Source organism: Arthrobacter sp. P2b, from assembly GCF_900168295.1.
GTDB lineage: Bacteria > Actinomycetota > Actinomycetes > Actinomycetales > Micrococcaceae > Arthrobacter.
On record NZ_FVZL01000008.1, the window covers coordinates 17687 to 33850 of the forward strand.

15 protein-coding genes and 1 riboswitch are annotated in these 16164 nt (G+C 65.9%); of the genes, 2 read left to right on the forward strand and 13 right to left on the reverse strand.

Going from position 1 to position 16164, the window contains the following annotated elements:
• Positions 1 to 22: 22 nt before the first annotated feature.
• The 9 genes from B5520_RS13715 to B5520_RS13755 form a co-directional block, all read right to left on the reverse strand.
• Entirely contained in the window at positions 23 to 424 is a 402-nt protein-coding gene (locus B5520_RS13715) for a fluoride efflux transporter FluC (protein WP_079597628.1), read from the reverse strand.
• Complete coding sequence (locus B5520_RS13720) at positions 421 to 855, reverse strand: fluoride efflux transporter FluC (protein WP_079597629.1); 435 nt, start codon at positions 853 to 855, stop codon at positions 421 to 423. Before B5520_RS13720 ends, B5520_RS13715 begins: the two co-directional genes overlap by 4 nt.
• Positions 856 to 870: 15 nt before the next feature.
• On the reverse strand, positions 871 to 1584 hold the full coding sequence (locus B5520_RS13725; RefSeq protein ID WP_079597630.1) for a metal-dependent transcriptional regulator: 714 nt from the start codon (positions 1582 to 1584) through the stop codon (positions 871 to 873).
• A 46-nt stretch (positions 1585 to 1630) separates the two neighbouring features.
• Positions 1631 to 2389, reverse strand: coding sequence for a class I SAM-dependent methyltransferase (locus tag B5520_RS13730; RefSeq protein ID WP_079597631.1), 759 nt, complete (start codon positions 2387 to 2389; stop codon positions 1631 to 1633).
• 94 nt (positions 2390 to 2483) lie between these two features.
• Positions 2484 to 3908, reverse strand: a complete 1425-nt coding sequence (locus B5520_RS13735) for an aminotransferase class V-fold PLP-dependent enzyme (RefSeq protein ID WP_079597632.1) — start codon at positions 3906 to 3908, stop codon at positions 2484 to 2486.
• Between the two features lie 37 nt (positions 3909 to 3945).
• Positions 3946 to 4059, reverse strand: a riboswitch (SAM riboswitch).
• A gap of 171 nt (positions 4060 to 4230) precedes the next feature.
• Positions 4231 to 5043, reverse strand: coding sequence for a histidinol-phosphatase (gene hisN / locus B5520_RS13740; RefSeq protein WP_079597633.1), 813 nt, complete (start codon positions 5041 to 5043; stop codon positions 4231 to 4233).
• A 48-nt stretch (positions 5044 to 5091) separates the two neighbouring features.
• Positions 5092 to 6207: a ribosome small subunit-dependent GTPase A gene (locus tag B5520_RS13745; RefSeq protein ID WP_079597634.1), complete on the reverse strand. Its 1116-nt coding sequence runs from the start codon at positions 6205 to 6207 to the stop codon at positions 5092 to 5094.
• A complete protein-coding gene (aroA, locus tag B5520_RS13750) occupies positions 6191 to 7591 on the reverse strand; it encodes a 3-phosphoshikimate 1-carboxyvinyltransferase (RefSeq protein ID WP_079597635.1) in 1401 nt (466 codons plus the stop codon). Before aroA ends, B5520_RS13745 begins: the two co-directional genes overlap by 17 nt.
• Before the next feature lie 6 nt (positions 7592 to 7597).
• Entirely contained in the window at positions 7598 to 8146 is a 549-nt protein-coding gene (locus B5520_RS13755) for a DoxX family protein (RefSeq protein WP_079597636.1), read from the reverse strand.
• Between the two features lie 280 nt (positions 8147 to 8426).
• Between B5520_RS13755 and B5520_RS13760 the strand changes: the two genes are divergently transcribed.
• Entirely contained in the window at positions 8427 to 9191 is a 765-nt protein-coding gene (locus tag B5520_RS13760) for a sigma-70 family RNA polymerase sigma factor (RefSeq protein ID WP_254865576.1), read from the forward strand.
• Positions 9188 to 9448: a mycothiol system anti-sigma-R factor gene (gene rsrA, locus B5520_RS13765; protein ID WP_079597637.1), complete on the forward strand. Its 261-nt coding sequence runs from the start codon at positions 9188 to 9190 to the stop codon at positions 9446 to 9448. Before B5520_RS13760 ends, rsrA begins: the two co-directional genes overlap by 4 nt.
• A gap of 306 nt (positions 9449 to 9754) precedes the next feature.
• Here rsrA and B5520_RS13770 read toward each other — a convergent pair whose 3' ends face one another.
• From B5520_RS13770 to B5520_RS13785, 4 genes are all read right to left on the reverse strand, one after another.
• Positions 9755 to 10369: a PadR family transcriptional regulator gene (locus B5520_RS13770; RefSeq protein WP_079597638.1), complete on the reverse strand. Its 615-nt coding sequence runs from the start codon at positions 10367 to 10369 to the stop codon at positions 9755 to 9757.
• Entirely contained in the window at positions 10369 to 11196 is an 828-nt protein-coding gene (locus B5520_RS13775) for a DUF4097 family beta strand repeat-containing protein (RefSeq protein ID WP_079597639.1), read from the reverse strand. Before B5520_RS13775 ends, B5520_RS13770 begins: the two co-directional genes overlap by 1 nt.
• Positions 11197 to 11280: 84 nt before the next feature.
• Positions 11281 to 11880 carry a GDSL-type esterase/lipase family protein gene (locus B5520_RS13780; protein ID WP_176156864.1) on the reverse strand — a complete coding sequence of 200 codons (600 nt, stop codon included), beginning with the start codon at positions 11878 to 11880 and terminating at the stop codon, positions 11281 to 11283.
• A 145-nt stretch (positions 11881 to 12025) separates the two neighbouring features.
• Positions 12026 to 15832, reverse strand: coding sequence for a multifunctional oxoglutarate decarboxylase/oxoglutarate dehydrogenase thiamine pyrophosphate-binding subunit/dihydrolipoyllysine-residue succinyltransferase subunit (locus B5520_RS13785; RefSeq protein WP_079597641.1), 3807 nt, complete (start codon positions 15830 to 15832; stop codon positions 12026 to 12028).
• Positions 15833 to 16164: the final 332 nt, after the last annotated feature.

The following is a 16164-nucleotide window of genomic DNA, read 5'->3' on the forward strand; positions in this document are numbered from 1 at the left end:
GCTGCTCCTCCGGCAGCCAGGCTTAGGCTGCCAGCGCGATGCCCCCCGCTGCAGCTGCAAAGCCCAGGGCCAGGTTTGCCACGATGTTCAGGGCTGCGGAACCGAAGCGTGCTTCACTCAGCAGCCGCACGGTGGCGGTGGTCCACGAGCTGAAGGTTGTCAGTCCTCCGGCCAGGCCCGTGGCAAGTCCGGCATGCCACTCGTCCGGAAGTCCCAGCCGCCCGGTCAGGCCAAAGGACACCCCGATGATGAGGCAGCCCAGCACGTTCACCAGCAGCGTGGCCCACGGCCAGTGCAGCTTTTCCTGCCCTCCCGCCGTCCGGACGCTGCGGGTGGAAAGGTGATGCGCGAACCAGCTGTCGATGGCGAAGCGAAGCAGTGAGCCCAGGACGCCGAAGATTCCCACCAGCGCGGCAGCGGTCATGGCCTGCCGCCCGCAGCGTCAGCCTCCGATGTCCAGGGGAGCAGCCTGCCCACACGCCACCCGAGGCCGGCAGCCCCCAGTCCGAGGAGCAGTGAGAGCGCCAGGTAGGCAACCCAGACGGGATGCTGGCCTGCCCGGGCCAGTTGATCCACCGCGAACACCACGGCAGAAAACGTGGTGAAGGAGCCCAGCAGTCCTGGCCCCAGCCCCGCGCGCAGCCAGAACGCTGTCCCCGGCCGGGCCATCCAGGCCGTCGTTAGCGCCGCCAGCACAAAGCTTCCCGCGGCATTGATCCAGAGCATCACCCAGGGTATTGATCCGGGAATCTCGGGAAAGGCCAGCCCCAGGCCATAGCGGAGTTCACTGCCCACCAGGCCACCGGCGGCCACCGCAAGCCAGGCCCGCGCGGACGGCATTCCCGAAGGACTCATCCTGCCGGTTGCATCTCAGCCGTCTGCCAGGATGCAGCCGGGATGCGGATGGTCGCTGTGGACCCACAGGGCCGAGGTAATCTCATCGGCCAGGTCGTAGTCCCGGGTCCGGCCGGAGTTGCGGATGCGCACCACCAGCGCACCGCCGAACGGCCGCCGCCCCACCACCTCCACCTCGGCGTCGAGGTCTATCTCCTCCGCGGACAGATAGCGGAGGAGATCCGGGTTGTCGTCGCTGATTCGGGTGATCCTGCCCGTATGGCCCTTGTCCAGCTCACCCATCAGGTGGGCCCGGGGCATCAGAACCTTGCCGTCCGCCGTGGGAATCGGGTCCCCGTGCGGATCGCGGCTGGGGTCGCCAAGTTTGGCAGCAACCCGTTGAATGAACGTGTCCGAGACAGCGTGCTCCAGCAGTTCGGCTTCATCGTGGACCTCGTCCCAGCTGTAACCCAGCTGCTGCACCAGGTACGTTTCGATCAGCCGGTGGCGCCGGACCATGGACAGGGCCAGGCGCAGGCCGGTGTCGGTCAGTGTGATGGCACTGTACGGTTTATGGTCAACAAGGCCCTGGTCCTTGAGCTTGCGGACCATCTCCGACACCGACGAGTTGGCCACCCCCAGCCGCTGGGCAAGCTGCGAGGACGTGATGGGCTTGTCCTGCCATTCAGTGAATGAGTAGATGACCTTGACGTAGTCCTCGATGGAGGAGGAGGGCGCGCTGGTCTTCACAGGACCAAGCCTACCGGGTGCCGGTGGACCGCAACGGCGGCGTTCTTCATGCTTTGACGGCCCGCCACGACAGGGTCAGGTACGGCAATTCCAGGTCCTCATCGTCGGCATGGCCCAGGTGCTCATGCAGGTACCAGTCAAGGTTGGCGAGGACCTTGGCCCGGGTGGCTTCGCCGGCGCGAAGATAGTAGCTGCGGGATTTGGTGAGCTCCATCAGATCCCTGGTGCTGACAAGGTCCTGCCAGTGCGTCACATGGCCTTCAAGGTGTCTGAATTGGGGGCCCACCACGGGCCGGTGGTCCGGCTTGTACACGTCCCCTGCATGCATGATGCGGGAGAGCCGGTGAACCCACGGGACGGACGTGTCCAGCTGGTTCCAGACCAGCCCGAGCGTTCCGTGCGGGCGGAGGACACGGGCCAGTTCCGTGCTCGCCGCGAGGGGATCGCACCAGTGCCAGGCCTGGGCAACGGTGACGACGTCGAACGCCGCCGCCGGCAGGCCCGTCGCCTCCGCGGTGCCCAGGACGGCCGTGGCGTCCGGATAGTGCGCCGTCAGCTGTCCCAGCATGTCTGCGGATGGATCGACGGCGGTCACCGAAAGCCCGTCGGCAAGCAGGAGTTCGGTGAATTTGCCGGTGCCGGCGCCAACGTCCAGCGCGTCACGGGCTCCGGCAGGAACGAGCCATTCCGCCGCTTCCGCAGGATACCCGGGCCGGACCCGCTGGTAATGCTTGCCGCCGTCCTGGAAGCTCTGGCCGAGCTCCCGGCGCCGCCCATGATCAAGCTTGGGGCCACCCCGAACCACCTGCGGCCTCCTTCACTAATGCCCTGCGGTATCCTCCGAATTTACCGCATCCGGGTCCGTCAGCAGGGCACGGCCGGTCAGCCGCTGGTGACGGTCAGTCGTCAATGCAGGGAGCAGCCCCCGCGGTTCCCGGCGTGTTCGGAGCCCAGTGCGGGTAGGTGCGGGTGTCGTTCGCGGGAACCCAGCGGCCGGCGTCCACCACGTAGTCCCAGCCCAGCCCGTCGCGGCGGAGTTTGGCGATGCCTGCCAGGAGCCGCTCGGCATCCTCGAGCCGGGAACCGAGGCCGAAGCTGGCACGAAGGGATCCTGAGGGCAGCCCCAGCCGCTTCAGCAGGGGATGCGCGCAGAAGCGCCCGTCCCGCAGCCCCACCCCGTGCTCAGCGGAAAGGTACGCGGCAACGAGCCCTGCGTCGTAGCCCTCGACGGAAAAGTTGACTACGCCAATGGTGTCCGTGTCCGCGTTGGTGTCCTTGAAGATCTGGTGGACCGTGACGCCGTCGATGTCCTGCAGGCCTTCCACCAGGAACGAGCGGATGGCGGACTCGTGCGCGTGCCAGCGGTCCTTGTCCAACCCGGCGATGACCTGGGTGGCGCGGGCAAGGGTGGCGGCGCCCAGGACGTTGGGGGAGCCGCCCTCGTGGCGGGCCGGGCCTGTTGCCCAGCTGACGCCGTCGAGCCTTGCTTCCTTGACGGCGCCGCCGCCGGCGAGGTGGGGAACACCGGCGTCGAGCCAGTCAGGGCGTCCCACCAGGACGCCGGCGCCGAAGGGCGCGTAAAGCTTGTGACCGGAGAACGCGACGTAGTCGACGTCGTCCGCGCTGATGTCAATGCGGCGGTGCGGCGCCAGCTGGGCGGCATCGACCACGATACGTGCGCCGTGCTGGTGGGCGAGCGTTGCCAGGGCGCGGACGGGAAGGATCTCGCCGGTGACGTTGGAGGCACCGGTGATTGCCAGCAGGCTCACGCCGCCCTGCTCCAGCTCAGCGCGGACGGCCTCGATGGTTCCCGCGATGGTGTCGGCGGCAACGATGCTGCGGTGGGGTACTCCCTGCCAGGGCAGCAGGTTGGCGTGGTGCTCGATGTCCAGGTACAGGACGTCACCGGCATGGCGTCCGTCAGCGACGGGAAGGCAGCCGGCCAGCAGGTTGAGGGAGTCCGTGGTGTTCCTGGTGAAGATGACGGAATCGTCCGGCCGGCCGCCCACGAAATCGCGGACGATGCTGCGGGCGTTCTCGTACACGGAGGTGCTGATTTGCGACGCGTACCCGGCGCCGCGGTGGACGCTGGCGTAGTACGGCAGGATCTCGTTGAGGTAGGCGGACACCACCGAGAGGGCGGGGGCAGATGCGCCATAGTCGAGGTTGGCGTACCGCACATGCCCGCCGGCGATCAGCGGCGCCTGGATTTCTGCGCCGGTGACGGCGGCGAGGGGACGGCCGGCGATCGCCTGGCGCGCGTCGAGGGCCGTTGCAGCTTCGGTGGTGATGGCGGCGTTGGGGGAGACGGTGGCAGTTGTCACAGAGACCTCACTTCAAAACAGGACTCCGGCATAGAGGAATCCGCGCTTGCCGCATCCGCTCCGGACCGGCCTGGTCGTCACCCGGGGCACCCCACCGCGAATGGAGGGTTGCCGGCCAGCAAACCGGGGTTTTGCGCTGGCACTCGTGACCTGGTTAAGAGCGTAGAACATGGGGCGGCCAGGTTTGAAGCCGGCGCAATTGTTAAGGCTTTTGTTACGCGCCGTCGCAAAAGGCGTTTCTAGCCGAAGAAAACGACGGCGGGCGCCTCCTTTCGGGGGCGCCCGCCGTCGATTCTTCGGTCAATGGTGTTCGGGGCCGGGGTCAGAGAAGGTCGTCGAGGCCCGGGTTCAACCGCTGCAGCACCTCGGAGTGCAGGATGGAGTTGGTGGCCAGGGCGTTGCCGCCGAACGGACCGTCCTCGCCCTCCAGCGACGTGAAGCGGCCGCCCGCCTCCACCACGATCGGTACCAGGGCCGCCATGTCGTAGAGGTTGAGCTCGGGTTCGCAGGCGATGTCCACCGACCCTTCGGCCACCATGCAGTATGACCAGAAGTCGCCAAAGGCCCGGGTCCGCCAGACGTCCTCCGTCAGGCCAAGGAACTCGTCAAGGTTTCCGCGTTCCTTCCATCCCCCCAGGCTGGAATATGACAGTGAAGCATCGGACAGGCTGGAGACGTCGGACACCCGCAACCGGGTGGCCGCGGCAAGTGAACGGCCCATGTAGGCGCCCATGCCCTTGGCCGCCCACCATCGCTTGCCCAGTGCCGGGGCACTGACCACGCCAACTACCGGCTCGCCCTCGTCAACGAGGGCAATAAGGGTGGCCCACACGGGCACGCCGCGGACAAAATTCTTGGTGCCGTCGATGGGATCTATGATCCACCTGCGCGAGCCGTGGCCGGTGCTGCCAAACTCCTCGCCGAGTACTGCGTCCCGTGGACGGGAGCGGGAGAGCTGGCCGCGGATGGCCTCCTCCGCTGCCTTGTCCGCATCGGTGACCGGCGTCAGGTCAGGCTTGGTCTCCACGTGGAGGTCCAGTGCCTTGAAGCGGCTCATGGTCTGGTCATCCACGGAGTCGGCCAGGACATGTGCCAGGCGCAGGTCATCGTTGTAGCTCGAAGCGGGTTGGATCATGGTTCCAAACTACCGTCTGCGGGCGGTTCTGCTGGGAGATCGGCGTTGTCAGTTGACGCTGCCGAGCTCCTTGGTCTCCTGCGCTTCCATGCGGGGATCCGCTCCGAGGAGCCTCCGCAGGGACGCAAGCCGGGCTTCACCGGTGGGACCCGCATGGCCTCCGGCCACCCAGGCGTCCAGGCCGCAGTCCACGGCCGTGGCAGTGTGCTTGCAGCCGCGTTCACAGTCATCGATACCCGGCGAAAGGTCCGGGAAGGACCGCAGGATCCGGTCCGGATCCACGTGCGCCAGTCCGAAGGACCGGATGCCCGGGGTGTCGATGATCCAGCTGCCGGGAGGGGCGCCCGCAAGCCGCAGAGCCAGGGCCGACGACGATGTGTGCCGGCCCCGTCCGGTCACCGCATTCACTCCGCCGGTGGCCCTTTCCGCACCCGTAAGCGCGTTGACCATGGTCGACTTCCCGACGCCGGAGTGCCCCAGCATGACCGTGACCTTCCCGTCGAGGTGGGCCCTGAGTTCGGCGACCGCTGCGCTGTCCAGCCGGGCGGACAGCCCGTCGTCGGACCGCGCATCGATGCCGGACGCCTTCATATCGGCGGTGCGGCTGATGATCACCGGGAAGTCCAGGTGCGTGTAGTTGGACAGCAGCTCCGCCGGGTCCTTGACGTCGGCCTTGGTGACGAGCAGGATCGGCTCGATGCCGGCGTCGTATGCTGCCACCAGCGCCCGGTCGATGAAGCCGGTGCGCGGCTCGGGATTGGCTGCCGCCACCACGATCACCAGCTGGTCTGCGTTTGCCACCACGGCCCGCTCCACAGGGTCGGTGTCATCGGCGCTGCGCCGCAGGAGGGTCTTCCGGTCCTGGATTTTCACCAGCCGGGCCAGGGTATCGGATTCGCCGGAGACGTCCCCCACCAGTGAAACGAAGTCACCGGCCACCACGGGGGAGCGCCGCAGCTCGCGGGCCCGCGCGGCAATCACCGTGCGTTCGTTGCCGGAATCTTCGCCCACCACGGCGGTGTAGCGGCCCCGGTCCACGGTGATGATGCGGCCCGTGACGGCGTCATCATGGCTGGGCCGGTCCTTCGTGCGGGGCCGGGAGCCTTTCTTGCTGGGCCGGATCCGGACATCCGATTCGTCCCACGAGTCAGTTCGCCGCGCCACCGCTGGAACCTTCCGCCCCGGCGTCGGCCTCCTTTTCGGATGCGCCGCCCTGGGCAAGCATGTCCGCCCACAGCCGCGGGAAATCAGGCATGGTCTTCGCCGTGGTGGCGATATCCTCCACCTGGATACCGTCGACAGCCAGGCCCAGGATGGCGCCGGCGGTAGCCATGCGGTGGTCCGCATAGCTGTGTACGACGCCGGCGTGCAGCCGTGCGGGGCGGATGACCAGGCCGTCGCTGGTCTCCTCGGCATCACCGCCAAGGCGGTTGATCTCTGTCACCAGCGCGGCCAGGCGGTCCGTCTCGTGGCCGCGCAGGTGGGCAATGCCGCTGAGCCGGGAGGGGCCGGTGGCCAGGGCGCACAGTGCCGCCACGGTGGGCGCCAGCTCGCTGGTATCAGCAAAGTCGGCGCCCTTGATCTCCGGACCGCCGGTGACCGTCAGGACGCCGTCCGACAGCGTCACCTCGGCGCCCATTTCGGCCAGGATGCTGCGCCAGAGGTCACCCACCTGCTGCGTCTGCTCAGGCCAGCCCGGGATCCGGACCGTTCCGCCCGAAGCCAGTGCTGCCGCGAGGAACGGCCCGGCATTCGAAAGGTCCTGCTCAATCCGCTGGTCAAAAGCGCGGATGGGCCCCGGTGAGACAACCCAGTGGTTGGGGACTGAATCATCAACGGACACGCCGGCGCCACGGAGGACGGCGACCGTCATGTTGATGTGGTCCAGGCTGGGCACCGGCTTGCCGACGTGCTCCAGGTGGAGGCCCTCGGTGAACCGCGCCCCCACCAGCAGAAGCGCGGAGACAAACTGGGAGGAAGCGCTCGCGTCGATGACCAGGTGACCGCCGCGGACTTCTCCGGTGCCTTCCACCACGAACGGCAGAGACGCCGGGGCGCCGCCGCCTTCCGCGGATACGCCCACCCCCAGGGCCTTGAGCGCTTCGATGATGGTTCCCATAGGCCGCTTGCGGGCGTGCGGATCGCCGTCAAACACGCTGTCCCCGTTGCGGAGGGCCGCGAGCGGCGGGACGAACCGCATTACCGTGCCCGCGAGGCCGCAGTCGATCCTGGTGAGGGGCGCAGCCGTGTCCTGTCCCAGCGGAACCACCTCGAGGTCCGGCCCAAAGGCGCCGTCACCGGGCACTTCCGTGATGCGGGCACCGAGCTGGCGGAGGGCCTCGATCATCAGGGCCGAGTCGCGGGAGTGCAGGGGAGCCCGCAGGCGGGACGGACCATCGGCCAGCGCCGCGAGGACGAGGTACCTGTTGGTCAGGGATTTCGAACCGGGAACCGTGACGGTGGCATCAACGGGCCGCGAGGCGAAAGGTGCGGGCCAATGGGGGACAGGAGCTCCGGAGTCGTCCCGGGTGGCGGCTGCAGCGGTCATTCGTGCTTATGCCCCCGTGGCCTGTTCCACGGCGCGGCGCACGGCCTTGTCCGCTTTGGACAGCTTCTTGTTCGTGGTCTTCCTGGCATCCGCAGCAAAGTGCGAGGCGCCCTTCCGGGCATCGGCGGCCAGGTGCTCGGCGCGCCAGGCCAGCCCCGGCTTGCCTGCGGTGTCCACGGAGGCAAGCAGGGCGCCGCCGCTCAGGGACAGGTTCTTCAGCAGCTGGTTGCGGCGCGTCTCGCGGCCTTCCTTGCTGCTGATGTCCGCGCTGCGCCATTCGACGAAGGTGTTGAGCAGGGAAATGACCGTCAGCAGGGTGGCCGAAAGCCTGGAGAACTTGCCCAGCCCAAACAGGACGCCTGCGCCCACCTGCGTTCCGCCGATGACCCGGGCAAGCATCTTCTCGTCAGCCTGGAACGGCAGAGATGCCGCGGCCCTGCGGAGCAGGGGGGAGAGCTGCTGCGCCGTATCGTCAGCGTTCTTGAGCTTATCCACGCCGGCAAGAACGAAACTGGAAGCCAGCATGGGCCGGGCGAGCGTGCGGACAAAGGACATGGATTTCCTCCTGGATGGACGAACCGCGTCGTGAACGGCGGAGTCCGTCCTAGTCTTGCACTTTTGGGGAATATTTGCCCAAGGGCAGGGGTTATGCCAAACGGGTCCGCGAAGGTCGGGTCACGAGTCAAAGTGCGAAAACAATGAGCGGAGCTGGGCCTTGAGGCGGGTGTTGGACGGAATCGAAGCGGCAGGCCCCGTGGCAATGAGTTCCCTGGAGGTGGAACCTCCGGAGTATGGCTCGCCGCGTGCACGCAGCCTGACAGTAGACTTGAAGGCAATGAGCACCCTTGATCCGGCCGTGTCGGCCATGTATGAGGCTTCGAACAACGAAGTGAAGGGCGCCGCGGATGCGGCGTCCGTGTCCGAAGCGGCTGAGGCCCCACAACCCGGAGCTGAAACCACCGAAAACGTGGTGGATGTTTCCACGGAAACATCCGAACAGCGCCGCCTGCGGTTCGAGCGCGACGCCATGCAGTACGTTGACCAGCTGTACTCCGCCGCGATGCGGATGGCCCGGAATCCGTCGGATGCCGAAGACCTTGTCCAGGAGGCCTATACCAAGGCGTTCTCAGCGTTCCACCAGTACAAGCCGGGCACCAACCTGAAGGCATGGCTGTACCGCATCCTGACGAACACCTACATCAACCTCTACCGCAAGCGGCAGCGTGAGCCCCTCCAGTCCAACTCGGACACCATCGAGGACTGGCAGCTTGCGCGGGCAGAATCGCACACCTCCAGTGGACTCCGCTCTGCTGAGGCTGAGGCGCTGGACCACCTTCCGGATTCGGACGTCAAGCGTGCGCTCCAGGACATCCCGGAAGAATTCCGCCTTGCGGTCTACTTCGCTGATGTCGAGGGGTTCGCGTACAAGGAAATTTCAGACATCATGAACACGCCTATCGGCACCGTGATGTCCCGGCTCCACCGCGGCCGGAAAATGTTGCGGGACATGCTCGCGGAGTACGCCGCCGAGCGGGGATTCAAAACGGCCGCGGATTCACAGGACACGGCTGCAAGCACACAACAGGAGAACAGGAAATGAGCGACTGCCAGGGATTGGGCGACTGCGACGACACCCGGATGCAACGCATCTACGAGTACCTCGACGGAGCGCTGACCCGCGAGGACATTACGGAGATCAAGAACCATCTTGACGACTGTCCGGAATGCACGGAGCAGTACGACCTTGAATGCGTCATCCGCAACATGGTCAAGCGCTCCTGCACCGAAGCAGCTCCGGAAAACCTGAAGAACGCCATCCTGGACCGCATCCACGCCATCAAGCCGGTGGACGCCTAAGTCCAGGCGCTGCCAGGATCCAGCCGCCGCAATTGCCACTGGACAGCAAAGACCCCGGAAGCCGAATGGCTTCCGGGGTCTTTGCTTGAACCGTAGTCCCTGGCATTTGCCTAGGTGTTGGGGCGCTTCCCGTGGTTCGCGCCGCCACGCTTACGGTCACGACGCTTGCGTGCACGCTTGCTCATAGCTGGCCTCCTTACTGTTGGTACTCAAAAGAGCTGCCCTCAAGTCTCGCACATCATCAGACCGCCCGCGAACCGGGAACCGCCGCATGACCTGCGCTCGGACGCATCCACGCCGCCGGGCTCAGGAGTGCAGGGAGTTCCGGATAGCGATGCGGGCCTGCTCCAGCACCGTCCTCATGGTTTCCAGGGTGACAGGACTCAGAGGCTGGGTGCGGGCCGCCAGCCTGAGTTCGGTGCGGACATCGTCGCGAAACTCCTGGAGCATCATTTCCGCTTCCTTAAGGGACCGCTGGCCCACCACGGGGCCCCGTCCGCCCGGAAGCCGGAAGTCCGCCGCCAGCGTAGTGGCACGGGCAGCTTCCGCCGTTGCGGCCAGGTCGGCACGGAGGCCGCGCATGTTGCTGCGGATGTCCTCCCGCAGGTCATCGGCCAGCCGGCGGACCGAGGCTGAAATGTCGTTTTCCACCCCGGCCAACTCGTCGCGCCGCCGGTCCAGTTCGGCCAGGCCCGCGGCGGTGATGCGGTAGTTGGTGCGCCGGCCGGCTGATTCCGTGGCCACCAGGCCCTCCTCCTCGAGCTTTCCGAGGCGGGGGTAGATGGTGCCGGCGCTGGGGGAGTAGGTGCCGCCAAAACGGTCCTTGAGGGCCTTGATGAGCTCATAGCCGTGCTTGGGGCCTGATTCAAGCAGCGCCAGGAGGTACAGGCGCAAAGCACCGTGCGCGAATACCGGCGGCATCAGTTCGCCGCTTCCGCATTTCCGGGTGTGGGGCTGTGGAAGATCGATGTCTTGCCGGAGACGGAGTTCGTCCGGACCAGCATGAGCTGCCCGTCAGGACCTGCAATGGTCTCCACCTTTCCGCCCACCTGCGCATAGTGCTGGTCGTCGATGACCACGGCCCCGCTGGCAGACTTGGCCACGATGTCCACGCCTACATTGTGCGGCAGCCGGACGGTGAGGTCGCCGGAAACCGAGTTGGAGCCAAAGTCGTGCGTGAAGTCCTGCAGGTCGAAGCTCAGGTGCCCGCTGACGGTGTTTGCCCGGACATGGGTGAAGCGGCCGGAGGCCGTCACCTCCCCGGAAACGCTCTTGGCGGTCAGGACGCCGGCGTGGTTCCGGGCAGCAACCTCTCCGCTGACGGTGTTGACATGCAATTCACCGCCTGTGCCGTTCGCCATGACGGAGCCGGAGACGGTATTCAGCCGGGTATTGCCGGTAACCCCGGAGACCAGGCCGTCGCCACTGACGATTCCGGCTTCGACGTCAACGTTCTCCGGAACGGCGATGCTGATCACGGCCGAGTTCTCGCTGTTGTGGCTCACCGCTCCCATGAGGTTCTTGAACCAGCCCTGGGCACCGTGAAGCTGGTGCCGGACTTCCAGCCTGCCGTTGCTGATGGAAACCGCCACGGGGTCTCCATGGACCTCGGCGATTTCAATGCGGGCAACGGGTTCCTGGTGGGTCATGACGTCGAACCGCCCGCGGACCATGCCCAGCTTCAACGACGTCACGCCGTCGACGTCGATGGTTTGCGGGCTGGTGACAGTCCAGTTCTGCTCAGACATGGCCCCTCCAAAAGGCGATATATCGTGTGTAGGCTTCAACGGTACCGCTGCCGGAAGGGGTGGTCAAGATATATCGCGAGTGGTTTAGGCCGGTGCGTCCAGTTTGAGCCACTGGAACCAGCCGCGGTGCAGCACCAGCCACGCCATGAGCCCGTACCCGGCCTGGCCGGGAGTCCCACCGTTTGCCGCGAGGTCCTGGCGCCACTGCTCGTGGTTGAGGAGCGGTGAGAACGTGTCGACGTACAGGTGCTTTCGGCGGGTGGTGACATCCGCGAAGGCGGTGTTCAATTCATCCAGCCGGCGGTTCTGCGCCGGATCCAAAGTGGGCGGCGGCCCCACGACGAAAACCTCGATCCGGTTCTGCGAGGCCGAGTCCAGGATGTTTGCCAGGTTGAGCCGGCTCCGTGCAGTGGACAGGCCGAACTCGATGTCCCGGCCGGATAGCCCGATCACCAGGCGGTTTTCCGCCTGCGGGCTGAACCGCCGCCCCGCTTCTTCCAGCCAGCGCGCGGCCAGACCCTCCGTCCCTTCCTGTGGACAGGGGAGGGCATAACTTTCCATCAGCATGCCGTCCTGGGGAGTGCGGGCAAGGACGCGGCCCAGCCAGCCGAGCGCCCGGGGATCTCCCAGTCCGGCGAGCAGTTCATCTCCTACAGCCGCAATACGCAGCTTCCTGTCTTCCACACGATCCTCTTTACTTCGATCCTGACTGGCCGCTGCCACCGTGGCGCCGCGGATGCGGGATAACGGGGCGGCGCTGTCCATCCATTAAACAGAACTGCCCGGCCGGAGTCTGGTATTTCGACGTCCGGCCGGGCAGCCTTACTGCTTACTTCCGTGCAAATGCCTGCTTCAGCAGAACATCCTGCTCCGCGGCGTGCCGCTTCATGGAACCGGCAGCCGTAGAGGCTGACGCAGGACGCGACACCAGGCGCACCCGGCGGTCAAGGGCGTCCGGCAGGTTCAGGCCGATGAACGGCCACGGTCCCTGGTTGGCAGGCTCGTCCTGGGCCCAGACAACCTCGGCGTTCGGGTACTTGGCAAGTTCCGCGGCAATCTCGGCGTGCGGCAGCGGGTAAAGCTGCTCCACGCGGACGATCGCGGTGGTCTTGTCGCCGGTCTTCTGCCGGGTGGACAGAAGATCGTAGTACAGGCGGCCGGAGACCAGCAGGACGCGTTCGACGGCGTCTGCCGCCAGCTGCTCATGCTCCGGGATGACCGGGCGGAACGTGCCGGTGGTGAAGTCCTCGACCGATGATGCAGCGGCCTTCAGGCGGAGGAGCTGCTTCGGCGTGAAGATGATCAGCGGCTTCCGCGGACGGCTGTACGCCTGGCGGCGCAGGAGGTGGAAGTGCGAAGCAGCCGTGGTGGGGTTCGCCACGATCATGTTCTCTTCAGCACACAGCTGCAGGAAGCGCTCGATCCTGGCGGAGGAGTGGTCCGGGCCCTGGCCTTCGTAGCCGTGCGGAAGCATCAGCACCAGGGAGGAGCGCTGGCCCCACTTCTGCTCGGCCGACGAGATGAACTCGTCAATGATGGTCTGGGCGCCGTTGACGAAGTCACCGAACTGGGCTTCCCAGAGGACCAGCGCGTCCGGCCGTTCCACCGAGTAGCCGTATTCGAAGCCCATGGCCGCGTATTCCGACAGCAGCGAATCGTAGATCCACAGCTTGGCCTGGTCATCGGAAAGGTTGCCCAGCGGCAGCCATTCCTTGCCGTTGGCGCGGTCATGGAACACGGCATGGCGCTGCACGAAGGTACCGCGGCGGGAGTCCTGGCCGGCAAGGCGTACGGGAACGCCTTCCATGATGAGTGAGCCAAAGGCCGCGATCTCGCCGAAGCCCCAGTCGATGCCGCCTTCACGGGACATCTGCTCACGCTTCTCGAGCAGCTGCTTCAGCTTGGCGTGGACCGTGAAGCCCTCGGGGATCTCCACGTGCGCCTTGCCGATCCGGGCCAGCGTCTCCGCCGAGATGGCCGTGGAGGCCGGGGCGCTGATGCTGGAGTCGGACTGCTGGGCGATGGGCCGCTCGATGTCCGATACTGCAGCGGAGTCTGCGGTGACAATCGGGATCGGGGACGTCTGCGCTGCGTGGGTCTCGGCGAAGACGCGTTCCAGCCGCTCCTGGTAGTCGCGGAGCAGCTGCTCTGCTTCTTCCTCGGTGATGTCGCCGCGTCCGATCAGGGATTCGGTGTACAGCTTGCGGACGGAGCGCTTGGCTTCGATGAGGTTGTACATCAGCGGCTGGGTCATCGAGGGGTCGTCGCCCTCGTTGTGGCCCCGGCGGCGGTAGCAGACCATGTCGATGACAACGTCCTTGTGGAAACGCTGGCGGAACTCGTAGGCGAGCTGGCCGATGCGGACCACAGCCTCGGGGTCGTCACCGTTCACGTGGAAGACCGGTGCCTGGATCATCTTGGCGACATCCGTGGAGTACGTGGAGGAACGCGAAGAGGACGGGGCGGTGGTGAAGCCCACCTGGTTGTTGACCACGATGTGGATGGTTCCACCGGTGCGGTAGCCGCGCAGCTGGGACAGGTTGAGCGTCTCAGCGACAACACCCTGGCCTGCGAAGGCGGCGTCGCCGTGGACCACGATGGGCAGGACGGGGAACGATTCACCCTGGTCCAGGCGGTCCTGCTTGGCACGGACGATGCCTTCGAGCACGGGGTCAACGGCCTCCAGGTGGGAGGGGTTGGCGGCCAGGTAGACCTTGGTTTCCTTGCCGTTGTCCGACGTGAAGGTGCCCTCAGTACCCAGGTGGTACTTGACGTCGCCGGAACCCTGGACGGAGCGGGGGTCCTGGGTGCCTTCGAACTCGCGGAACACCTGTGCGTAGGTCTTGCCGGCGATGTTCGTGAGCACGTTGAGGCGGCCACGGTGGGCCATGCCGATGGCGACTTCGTCGAGGCCGTCGTCGGCGGCGTCGGACATGATCGCGTCAAGCAGCGGAATCAGGGACTCGCCACCCTCCAGGGAGAAGCGCTTCTGGCCCACGAACTTGGTCTGCAGGAACGTTTCGAAGGCTTCCGCGGCGTTCAGCTTGGAAACGATCCGGAGCTGCTCTTCACGGCTCGGCTTGGAGTACGGGTGCTCCAGCTGGTCCTGGAACCACTTGCGCTCGGCAGGCTCCTGGATGTGCATGTATTCGATGCCGGTGGTGCGGCAGTAGGCGTCACGCAGGACACCCAGGATGTCGCGGAACTTCAGCTGCGGCTTGCCGCCGAAGCCACCGGTGGGCCATTCACGGTCCAGGTCCCACAGGGTGAGCCCATAGGTCAGGACGTCCAGGTCAGGGTGCTTGCGCTGAACGTATTCGAGGGGATCGGTGTCCGCCATCAGGTGTCCGCGGACGCGGTAGGAGTGAATCAGCTGCTGGATCCGGGCCACCTTGTTGATTTCGTCGGCCGGGTCCACCTGCTTGTCGGCGCTCCACCGGACAGGCTCGTACGGGATCCGGAGGGCTTCGAAGATCTCGTCGTAGAAGTTCTGTGCCCCGAGCAGGAGCTGGTGGACGAGCTTCAGGAACTCGCCGCTGCCGGCACCCTGGATGACGCGGTGGTCGTACGTCGACGTGAGCGTAAGGACCTTGCTGATGGCATTCTGGGCGATGATCTTCTCGCTGGCGCCCTGGAATTCAGCGGGGTAGTCAAGGGCGCCGACGCCGATGATGGCGGCCTGGCCCTTGGAGAGGCGGGGTACCGAGTGGACGGTGCCGATGCCGCCCGGGTTGGTCAGTGAAACAGTGGTGCCCTGGTGGTCCTCTGCGGTGAGCTTGCCGTTGCGGGCACGCTTGATGAGGTCCTCGTAGGTGTGCCAGAACTCGGCAAAGTTAAGGGTTTCGGCCTTCTTGATGTTCGGAACCATCAGCAGGCGGGTCCCGTCGGGCTTGGGCATGTCGATGGCGATGCCGAAGTTGACGTGGGCGGGCTGGACAGCCGAAGGCTTGCCGTCCACCTCGTCGTAGTACACGTTCATGGAGGGGAACTGCGACAGGGCACGGATCACGGCGTAGCCGATGAGGTGCGTGAAGGAGACCTTGCCGCCGCGTGCCCGGGCGAGGTTGGAGTTGATGACCACACGGTTGTCGATCAGCAGCTTGGCAGGAATGGCCCGGACGCTGGTGGCGGTGGGCACCTCGAGGCTGGTGACCATGTTCGTGGCAATCGCCTTGGCCGGTCCGCGGAGGACGGAGACGACGTCTTCCTCGGGAGCGGTGGGGGCCTTGACATTCTTAGGCAGCTGCGCGGGGATCGGCTGGGATCCGGTAGCGCCCTCGGTCTTCTTGCCGCCGTCGCGGGCTACGGTGGCGGGAGCCTTCTTCACCGGTGCCGGGGCGGGTGCGGCAGCGGCCGGCGGAGCCGGGGGAGCGGCCGGAGCTGCGGCCGGCGACGGTGCCGGTGCTGCAGGAGCCGCGTTCACGATGGGCATCTGCCGGGTGGGAGGGTTGGCCGTGGCCTGTCCCGAATTTCCGTTGGAAGAAGAACTGCTGCCCGAGTCGAACGATTCAAACAGCGGCCACCACTTGGCATCCACAGCGTTCTTGTCCTGCTGGTACTGCTCGTACAGTTCGTCAACGAGCCACTCGTTTCCGCCAAATTCCTCTGGTAGACGGTGGCTTGGCTGCTCTGGCACTTGAAATACGCCTCTTCCATGAGTTTGATTTCTCTCCGGCCCCACGGTGCTTCAGCACTACGTTCGAACCAGTCTCTGCGTCCTCTGAACCCAGACGTTTGCAAGTCTAGTGAGCATGTCGTCTTAACTGCCAATAAGGGTGACCCAAATCATGAAGTGACGCGCCAAGGGCTGAATATGGCGGCCGGACGCGTCTCAACGGGCGGTTTGTGGGTAAGGGAATCCGCCGCTCCAGCCCGTCCTTCGCCCGCCGGGACAGGCCACCTGCTCCTGTAGACTGAAATTCTTATGGACAGTAAATCTAGGTGCCGGCCTGGGGGCTGTCAGCGGAG

Coding starts and splice junctions, on each gene's coding strand:
- rsrA (WP_079597637.1), top strand. CDS start 9,188: ATGAGCGACTGCCAGGGATTGGGCGACTGCGACGACACCCGGATGCAA.
- B5520_RS13720 (WP_079597629.1), bottom strand. CDS start 855: ATGAGTCCTTCGGGAATGCCGTCCGCGCGGGCCTGGCTTGCGGTGGCC.
- B5520_RS13775 (WP_079597639.1), bottom strand. CDS start 11,196: ATGTCTGAGCAGAACTGGACTGTCACCAGCCCGCAAACCATCGACGTC.
- aroA (WP_079597635.1), bottom strand. CDS start 7,591: ATGACCGCTGCAGCCGCCACCCGGGACGACTCCGGAGCTCCTGTCCCC.
- B5520_RS13770 (WP_079597638.1), bottom strand. CDS start 10,369: ATGCCGCCGGTATTCGCGCACGGTGCTTTGCGCCTGTACCTCCTGGCG.
- hisN (WP_079597633.1), bottom strand. CDS start 5,043: ATGATCCAACCCGCTTCGAGCTACAACGATGACCTGCGCCTGGCACAT.
- B5520_RS13755 (WP_079597636.1), bottom strand. CDS start 8,146: ATGTCCTTTGTCCGCACGCTCGCCCGGCCCATGCTGGCTTCCAGTTTC.
- B5520_RS13715 (WP_079597628.1), bottom strand. CDS start 424: ATGACCGCTGCCGCGCTGGTGGGAATCTTCGGCGTCCTGGGCTCACTG.
- B5520_RS13760 (WP_254865576.1), top strand. CDS start 8,427: ATGAGCACCCTTGATCCGGCCGTGTCGGCCATGTATGAGGCTTCGAAC.